The sequence below is a fragment of the Aeromonas sp. QDB17 genome (assembly GCF_027705305.1).
Classification (GTDB): Bacteria; Pseudomonadota; Gammaproteobacteria; order Enterobacterales; family Aeromonadaceae; genus Aeromonas; species Aeromonas caviae.
The window spans coordinates 1-6,796 of record NZ_JAPDBP010000046.1; the positions used below are offsets into that span (position 1 = coordinate 1).

Annotated in this window: 7 protein-coding genes; 1 reads left to right on the forward strand and 6 read right to left on the reverse strand. The window is 64.8% G+C overall.

The window, feature by feature from the left end; genetic code table 11:
* Window positions 1-51: 51 nt before the first annotated feature.
* The 6 genes from OKC41_RS20910 to OKC41_RS20935 all read right to left on the reverse strand — a co-directional run bounded on the left by OKC41_RS20910 (window position 52) and on the right by OKC41_RS20935 (window position 5,221).
* Window positions 52-627 (reverse strand): class I SAM-dependent methyltransferase, encoded by a 576-nt coding sequence (locus tag OKC41_RS20910; protein WP_270672340.1) that lies wholly within the window; start codon window positions 625-627, stop codon window positions 52-54.
* A 110-nt stretch (window positions 628-737) separates the two neighbouring features.
* Window positions 738-995, reverse strand: a complete 258-nt coding sequence (locus OKC41_RS20915) for a DUF1272 domain-containing protein (RefSeq protein WP_010673281.1) — start codon at window positions 993-995, stop codon at window positions 738-740.
* 44 nt (window positions 996-1,039) lie between these two features.
* The gene (locus OKC41_RS20920; RefSeq protein ID WP_041214635.1) at window positions 1,040-1,369 is read right to left on the reverse strand and encodes a DHCW motif cupin fold protein; all 330 of its coding nucleotides are present in this window, start codon (window positions 1,367-1,369) and stop codon (window positions 1,040-1,042) included.
* Window positions 1,370-1,486: 117 nt separating this feature from the next.
* Complete coding sequence (locus OKC41_RS20925) at window positions 1,487-3,349, reverse strand: U32 family peptidase (RefSeq protein WP_201894510.1); 1,863 nt, start codon at window positions 3,347-3,349, stop codon at window positions 1,487-1,489.
* Window positions 3,350-3,527: 178 nt separating this feature from the next.
* Window positions 3,528-4,139, reverse strand: coding sequence for a LysE family translocator (locus OKC41_RS20930; RefSeq protein ID WP_039041052.1), 612 nt, complete (start codon window positions 4,137-4,139; stop codon window positions 3,528-3,530).
* Window positions 4,140-4,267: 128 nt separating this feature from the next.
* Complete coding sequence (locus OKC41_RS20935) at window positions 4,268-5,221, reverse strand: LysR family transcriptional regulator (protein ID WP_201894511.1); 954 nt, start codon at window positions 5,219-5,221, stop codon at window positions 4,268-4,270.
* Between the two features lie 200 nt (window positions 5,222-5,421).
* Between OKC41_RS20935 and OKC41_RS20940 the strand changes: the two genes are divergently transcribed.
* Complete coding sequence (locus OKC41_RS20940) at window positions 5,422-6,510, forward strand: ketoacyl-ACP synthase III (protein ID WP_201894512.1); 1,089 nt, start codon at window positions 5,422-5,424, stop codon at window positions 6,508-6,510.
* Window positions 6,511-6,796: the final 286 nt, after the last annotated feature.

Sequence of the window (6,796 nt, forward strand, 5' to 3'; positions counted from 1 at the left end):
CGATTGGATCGGACATACTGAGTACAGTGAAACCAGAATAGAGCAATTAGATCACATCTTTAATCTGATTGGTATGAAATCCTCCCCGAGGCGGCGCACCATCTGCTCGCAGGCAGGAAGCGGCAGACCGGCGAGGGCGGCTTGCAACCCCATGGCCTTGCGCTCAAGCGGGTCCGTTGGCGCCATCAGATCCGCCAGCAGCAGGGGAGCGCCAGGATTGAGCTGGCGATAAATATCACCCAATAGCGCGGCTTTGGCATTTTGCGCCAGAAAATGCAGCACCAGCAGACAGAATGCACCATCGCAAGGCTTATTCACCACAGGAAATGCGCCCAGGCGCCAGCACACCCTCTCCCCCATGCCCGCCTGCTCGGCCCGCATCCTGGCCTGGGCCAGCATGTCCGCCGAGATATCCTGGGCCACAAAGGTCCAGCGGGGGCAGAGACGGCCAAGCAGCAGCAACTCGCTGCCCGTGCCCACCCCCACCAGCAGCACCCGGGCCTGCTGGCCCAGCTCGGCCATCAGCCGGGAGGCACAAAGCTGGTGCAGCAGCTCGTAGCCTGGCACCAGCAGGGGGATGCGGCTGTCATAGGCCTTCGCCCCTTCTCCTTCGAATCGCTCCGTCATCTTTTGCTCCTTTGGTGTGAGCCCCTTGATAGGGGCTGCCGCCGGGAGAAGGTCAAGAGCCACAGGGGCGAGCCAGTTGCCAGCCCAGCCCTTCCCATGAAGGGAGGGCCCTAGCCCCCCTTGCCCAGCGCCGCTTTCAGAGCCGGATTGAAGACACGCTGGAGGGAGGCGGGGTTGTTCACCAGCTTGGCCGCCGGGCGGCGCGGGCGCCTGACCAGCTCGCCGCCACAGTTGGGGCAGGTCAGGTGCAGATACTGATCGTTGCACTCGGCGCAGAAGGTGCACTCGAAGGAGCAGATGTAGGCCGTCGCCGTGTCGGCGGGCAGATCCCGGTCACAGCACTCGCAGTTGGGTCTGAGTTCAAGCATGGCAAGTTCCTGAAGCGCAAGGGGAAAGCGGGAAAGAGGACGGCTCAGTCGACGATAAAGAGGCGAGCGCCCAGTTCGGTGTAGGAGCGATGGGGTTCGGCGTTGTCCGCCACCTGGTAGCTCATGCCCGGCGTCAGGGTGAAGACGCGGCCATCCTGCAACTCGGTGTGCAGCTCCCCTTCGAGGCAGAGCAGCACATGGCCCTTGCTGCACCAGTGATCCGCCAGATACCCGGGGGAGTACTCCACCATTCGCACCCGCAGCTCCCCGAACTGCCGGGTGTGCCAGCGGGCGACGCCGCGCTCTCCCTTGTGTTCGGTCGGCGGGACCTCGGCCCAGTTCGTGGTGCAAAACGGCAGTGCATGGATGTTCATGACGGATCCTTTGTCAGAAGAAGGCTGGCGGAAGGCGCCTCACCACGGGATATCCGTGACTAGGCCGCGCCCCATACTGCCATCAAATCCGCTCCAGCCCCATGCCCACACGGGCAATCATCCCCTCTTCAGGCTGCCCATCACCTGCATCTCGCAGCGGTGGCAGTCAAAGCGCAGGCGGAAACTCTCCTTGCCCATCTTGAGCTCCAGGGGCTCGGCCTTGAGACCGGGCACCTCCTTGGGGCAGATCTGCTGGCTGTAGCGGATGCAGTGCTTCGTTGTCATCAGCACCACTTCCCGCTCCTCCTTGTTCGCCTCATACGCTGGGGCGATGCTCCCCACCCCGTGTTCGCGAAAGAACTGCTCCGCCGCGCTGTTCAGCACGTTGCCGAGGTAGGAGAGCCGATGCTGGGGATAAACGGCGCCTCGCAGGGGAATGCGCCGCTCGGGTCGCCGGTAGGCTGCCAGACGGGCCGCCTCCAAGGCGGCAATGCCGTCCCGGCGCAAGCCGTTAAGCTGTGAAGCCGCAATAAATAGCGGGCGAGTGAATGCCAACTCAATCTGGCGAGCCACAAACAGGGTGTTGCCGAGTTTGCCGAGCTGATCCCTGGCCTGTTGCAGCGCCCGTTCCGGGTTGTCGGCCGGCTGCTGGTCGCAGGGGAGCGTGACGGCGGCGCCAATGCCCTGCTCGTCCACAAGTTCAAGCCGCAGTCCCTCGTCGCACTCCGATAGCCGCATATCGACCCGGATGCGGCGATCCGCGCTCCCCTTTTCGAGCTGCTTGCTGAAGGCCTGATCGTGGTTGCGAAAGATCTCGGTGCCCACCTTGAGACCGGGCATGGGTTCCGACAGGAGTAACCGCTTGCTCTGTGCCTTCTCCTCCACTTTATTGAGGCGCATCCCCACCAGCTCGCCCCCCGGCTTGAAGAAGCCGAGGCCATCGCCGTTGTTGAGGGCAACGGCCTGGCCGTCGATCTCGATGCCATCGCGGGTCACGCTGGTGACGCGCCCGAGCGGCTCCCCTACGTATTTCGGGCTGCGCGGCGAGTCGATGCCTGGCTGTCGGCCATGGAGGAAGTAGTCGGTGCTGCCCCGGTTGAAACTCTTCTTGGGATCCGGCGTAAAGGTGTAGCTGCAACGACCGGCGGAAGCGGCCACCAGATCGGGGCGGCGCTCCAGGATGGTGTCCAGCTTCTGACGATACCAGGCAGTGACGTTCTTGACGTAGTCGAGCCCCTTGAGGCGCCCTTCAATCTTGAAAGAGCGGATCCCTGCGGCGATCAGCGCCTCCAGGTTGTCGGTCTGATCCATGTCTTTCAAGGAGAGCAGGTGGCTGTTTTCCACCAGCACCTCCCCCCCTGGCGTTTGCAGGGAACAGGGCAGCCGACAGAGCTGGGCGCACTCGCCGCGATTCGCGCTGCGGCCGGTGCGGGCGTGGCTGATGTTGCACTGGCCGCTGTAGGAGACACACAGGGCGCCGTGGATGAAGAACTCCAGCTGCACGCTCGTGGCGGCGCTTATCTCGCGGATCTGCGCAAGGGAGAGCTCGCGGGCCAGCACCACCTGGGAGAAGCCCACGTCCTGCAGAAACTTCACCTTTTCCGGGGTGCGGTTGTCGGTCTGGGTGCTGGCGTGCAGCGCGATGGGGGGCAAATCGAGCGCCAGCAGCCCCATGTCCTGCACGATCAGCGCATCGGCGCCTGCCTCGTAGATCTGATGGGTCAGGCGCCGGGCCTGCTCCAGCTCGTGGTCGTGCAGCAGGGTATTGAAGGCGACGAAGACCTGGGCGCCGAAGCGGTGAGCATGGCGGGCCAGCGCCTCGATGTCCTCGAGGCTGTTGCCCGCTGCGCTGCGGGCACCGAAGGCGGGGCCCCCCATGTAGACGGCATCAGCGCCGTGGTTGATGGCCTCGATGCCATAGGCGAGGTTCTTGGCCGGGGCCAGCAACTCCAGGCGGTTGTGATGGTTCTGATCGCGCATAACGTCCGGTTCGAAGGGCTGCAAATGGCCGCCACTCTAGCCAGACTCCCCGCCCCCCGCCTTGATCCCGCTTAAGATCACCGCAGAATGCAGGATTGACCCGGAACAAGGACATCTGGCGGCCCCCTCATCCCCCGGCCCTGAGAGAGTGCCGACTACGCTGGCACCCGACGCGGAGCTAGATCACGACCTTGAGGGCCAGCCCCAGCAGCACCAGGCCGCTCACCTTGTCGATCACGGTGGATTTGGCCTTGAGCCAGGCGAGTACGGGCCCGCGAGAGAGCACCAGGGCCACCAGCACATACCAGAGCGCATCGATGCCGCCTGCGGTCAGCATCATGATGCCCCCCTCACGCCAGCCGGTGTCGGCGTGCACGAACTGGCTGAACAGGGCGATAAAGAAGATGGCGAGCTGGGGGTTCAAGAAGGCCACCATAAAGCCCTCGAACGCCCCTTGACGTCCCCGTGGCGGGTGCCCCTCCTCCTTGCCTGCCTCACCCCCTGCGGGCCTGGCCAGCAACGCCTTGATCCCGAGCCAGGCGAGGAACGCCGCGCCGCCGTAGCGGATGAGATCGAACAGCAGCGGGGTCTGGGTGATCAGGATGGCGAGGCCGAGGGCCGTGATCAGCGCATAGATGCCGACTCCCAGGCCGTGTCCCAGCGCCGTGGCGACCCCGTGGCCCTGCCCTCCCTGCACCGTATTGCGGATGATCAGTGCCAGGCTCGGCCCCGGGCTGATGGCCCCCATCACGCAAATGGCGGCCAGCGCCAGCCAACTCGTCAGCTCCATACCTTCTCTTCCTTCGTGTCGATTGTTGTCACCCGGGATCAGGGTAGGGGGTGGCTCGCTATGCCAGAAGTGAAAGTTATGAATAGAGTCCATAGCCAGTGGCTATAGAGTGGCACAACCCGCTGCCATCAGCGGCTCGCCTGCGACCCTCCAGCCAACTGCTTGCGACTCTCCCCCAGGGTGAATTGCAGGTGATCCCGCAGGAAGGGATAGGCCAGCTCGCGAAACCAGCGGTGAGCCGGATCCAGGTGGTGGCGCTGGTGCCACAGCAGATGATACTGCTGGACCCGGGTGGCGAAGGGGAGATCGCAAAAACTCAGGGCATGTTCCCGGGAGAGCTGCCAGGCGATATGGGCCGGGGTGGTCATCAGACAGTCTGTGCGCAGCAACACCTCCACCGCTGCCTGGAAGAAGGGCACCCGGGCAAACCAGCGGCGGGAGAGCCCGCGGGGGGCCAGCACCTGCTCCACCGGGCTGTCCTTGTCCCCGCCCCCGCTCACCTGCAGGTGGGGCCATGCAAGGTAATCCTCCAGGCTGAGCGCCATGCCAGAGAGCGGGTGATGGCGCCCCATCAGCACCACCAGCCTGTCCTCCCCCTGATGCAGGCCGCGGATCTGGTCCGGCACCAGCTCCGTGATGGTGGAGACCATGTCCAGCTCCGATTGCCAGAGCTGGGGCAACAGGCGCTTGTCCCACAGGCTGTACTCCAGTGCCGCCCGGGGGGCGGCCCTCGCCAGGGCAGCACAGATGTCCGGCAGGATGTGCTGGGCCACGTAGTCGGAGGAGGCGAGCCGAAACACCCGCTCGCAGCGCTCGGGGGCAAATTCCGGCGCCTCGTAGAGCCGCTCCAGGGCACCGAGGGAATCGGCAAGCTGGGCCGCCAGGGCCTCGGCCCGCGGGGTCAGCAGCCAGCGCTGCCCTTCCCGCACCAGCAGCTCGTCGCCAAACTCGCTGCGAAGCTGGCCGAGCTGCTTGCTGATGGAGGGCTGACTCAGGTTCAGCAGCTCCGCCGCCCGGCTGATATTGCGGGTCTCCAGCAGCACCTTGAGGGTGGGCAAGAGATTGAGATTCGCTTTGTGCACAGGAGTCACCTCGGGAAGGGGTCGCCGGGATCGGGCCTTCATCTTACGGCAAGGAGAAGCGGAAATTTAAGCAAAATCACGGTCTTGCTCCCCCCACTCCCCTTACACTGGAGGGGCCGCAGGATGACAGTGAACGCCCCGTGCGGCATAATTTCGCCACTTTCCGCCCCAGGGCGGCCATCACGACAAGCGACGACAAGATGACATACGCCACTATCACCGGGTGGGGAAAATGCCTGCCCCCCGCCTCGCTGACCAACGATGACCTCGGCACCATCATGGATACCTCGGACGAGTGGATCTACCCGCGCACCGGCATCAAGGCCCGCCGTGTCTCCCATGTCAGCACCCAGGCGCTCGCCACCCTGGCCGCCCGTCGCGCCCTGGCGTGCGCAGGCCTGGACGCCGCCGCCCTCGATGGCATCATCCTCGCGACCGCCACCCCGGGCACGCTGGTCCCCAATGGTGCCTCTGCCGTGCAGCAGGCCCTCGGCGCCCACAAGGCGGCGGTGTTCGACCTCAACGCCGCCTGCACCGGCTTCGTCTATGCCCTCTCGGTCGCCACCTCCTTGGTGCAGACCGGCATGATGCAAAGGGTGCTGGTGATCGGTGCCGAGCGATTGACCCAGTTGCTGGACTGGGCCAAGCGCGACACCGCCGTGCTGTTCGGGGATGGCGCCGGCGCCGTCATCATCGAGGCGAGCAAGCAGGAGAGCGGCCTGATTGCCAGCAAGCTCGGTTGTGACAGCGAAGCGCGGGAGATACTGCACGTGCCGAATTTCGGTACGGATCGGGTGCGTTTCGCCGACATTGACGGCCTCTTCACCTTCAACTTCGAGGGGCAGGAGATCTTCAAGCGCGCCGTGCGCGGCATGGGCGAAGCCACCGGCACCGTACTGGCCCAGGCGGGCATCGCCCCCGAGCAGGTCGACCTCATCGTGCCGCACCAGGCGAACGTGCGCATCATCGAGACCCTGGCCAAGCGGATGAACGCCCCCATGGAGAAGGTGATGGTCAACATAGAGCAGTACGGCAACACCTCCGCCGCCACCGTGCCCATCGCCCTGTGCGAGGCGCTGGAGCAGGGTCGGGTCAAGCCGAACAGCTACCTGCTGACCGCCGCCTTCGGGGCCGGGCTAACCTGGGGCGCCGCCCTCATCAAATGGGGAGATCGCGTCACCCCGATCGCGAATTGCGACGAGGTGCTGCCCCCCTGCGAGCAGAGCGCCCTCGAACTCATCGCCCATGCGGTGCAGGGTTGCCAGCAGGCCCGCCCCGCCCACGCCTGAGCGAGCGCCCGCTCCCCATGATCCGCCAGGAGCCCCGGGGCTCCTGGCTGCCAGCCCCCTACGCCCCCTCGCCGTTTCGGCAGCGACATAAAAGTCATTGAAAAGTGTGAATTTTGAGCGAAACATATCAAAAAATGACCACTTGACACTTTTTTGTCGTCAGAATGCGGCCAAGGGGTTCACAACCTTGCCGGATCTGGTAGTATGCGGCCTCGCACTTGGGGAGGGGTTCCCGAGCGGCCAAAGGGATCAGACTGTAAATCTGACGGCTCTGCCTTCGAAGGTT

What these genes read in the sequence shown, in the direction of transcription:
- OKC41_RS20930 (WP_039041052.1), bottom strand. Translation starts at nt 4,139, where the DNA reads ATGGAGCTGACGAGTTGGCTGGCGCTGGCCGCCATTTGCGTGATGGGG.
- OKC41_RS20915 (WP_010673281.1), bottom strand. Translation starts at nt 995, where the DNA reads ATGCTTGAACTCAGACCCAACTGCGAGTGCTGTGACCGGGATCTGCCC.
- OKC41_RS20940 (WP_201894512.1), top strand. Translation starts at nt 5,422, where the DNA reads ATGACATACGCCACTATCACCGGGTGGGGAAAATGCCTGCCCCCCGCC.
- OKC41_RS20920 (WP_041214635.1), bottom strand. Translation starts at nt 1,369, where the DNA reads ATGAACATCCATGCACTGCCGTTTTGCACCACGAACTGGGCCGAGGTC.
- OKC41_RS20910 (WP_270672340.1), bottom strand. Translation starts at nt 627, where the DNA reads ATGACGGAGCGATTCGAAGGAGAAGGGGCGAAGGCCTATGACAGCCGC.
- OKC41_RS20925 (WP_201894510.1), bottom strand. Translation starts at nt 3,349, where the DNA reads ATGCGCGATCAGAACCATCACAACCGCCTGGAGTTGCTGGCCCCGGCC.